Genomic DNA, 1,298 nt, shown 5'->3' with positions numbered 1-1,298 from the left:
AGTCCCACGACGTGCGCTTCCACCAGCTCCAGCGCGGCACCTCCGACCGGGTGCGCAACAAGCGGGTCAACGAACGCACCGGCCAGGAAGTCGGGTTCGCCGACATCGTGAAGGGCTACGAGGTCACAGACGGCGAGTACGTGGTCGTCGAACCCGACGAGCTGGAGCAGATCTCCCCCGGCCGCTCCCGCACCATCGACATCGCCGGGTTCGTCGACCTGCACGAGGTCGACCCGATCTTCTTCGACCGCACCTACTACCTCGGCCCCCGCGGCAAGGAGTACCAGAAGGTCTACGCACTGCTGGTCGAGGCCCTGGAGCACGCCGGCAAGGCCGGGCTGGCGATGTTCGCGATGCGCGGCAAGGAGTACCTCACCGCAGTGCGGTCCGACAACGGGCTGCTGGAGCTGCACACCATGCACTTCGCCGACGAAGTCCGCGACCCGCGCCGCGAGGTCGACAACCTCCCCGAGAAGACCAGCCTCTCCGCTCAGGAAGTCCGCACCGCCGAGCAGCTGATCGGCATGCTCGCCATCGACTGGCAGCCCGACGCCTGGCACGACACCTACGAAGAACAGGTGAAGAAGCTCGTCGAGGACAAACTCGCCGGCCGCCAGATCGCCGTCTCCACCGGCCCCGCCCCCGAAGCCACCAACGTCATCGACCTCATGGACGCCCTGCGCCGCAGCCTCGACACAGCCCGCCACGGCAAGGACCAGAACCAGGACACCGAAGAAGCCGCCCCGGCCGAGGCCGGGCGCCGGGCCCCCGCCGCCCGCGGAGGCCACTCCCCCAAGCAGACCGGCGGGAAGAAAAGCACCTCAACCAAGACCACCGGCAACGGCAGCACCAAGACGGCCGCCAAGACCACCGGCAACGGCAGCACCAAGACGGCCGCCAAGACCACCGGCACCGGCAAGGCGGCCGCGGTCAAGTCCACGTCGAAGCGCACCGGGGCACGAAAGCCGACCAGCGCCACCGGCAAGCGGCAGCTGTCCCAGCTCACCAAGGCCGAGCTCTACCAGCGGGCCACCGACCTCGACATCCCCCACCGCTCCACCATGACCCGCGACCAGCTCCAGCACGCCCTCGAACACACCGCACGCCCCCGCCGCACCGCCTCCTGACCCCACCCGGCAGGGCCGAACCGCGCACCCGCACTCGCACCTGCGGCCCGGCACCGAAGGCCTGCCGGGGACGGAGATGTTTGCTCCCACGGACCGGGGCAACAAGGAGCGCGGGCGGGCGGTGCACGGGCTCGGCCGGCAGACCTCTCCCCCCGGTCTGCCGGCCGAGCC

General features: G+C 70.3%; 1 protein-coding gene. It reads left to right on the top strand.

Translation table 11 applies throughout. The features are described from left to right. A partial coding sequence (gene ku / locus ACZ7KX_RS42150; RefSeq protein ID WP_470331253.1) for a non-homologous end joining protein Ku occupies nt 1–1,127 on the top strand: 1,127 nt, incomplete at its 5' end. Between the last annotated feature and the right edge of the window lie 171 nt (nt 1,128–1,298).

The organism is Kitasatospora sp. NPDC038210, from assembly GCF_055600605.1.
Note: the sequence above shows the minus strand (reverse complement) of the source record. Positions and strands in the feature narration are given on the sequence as shown.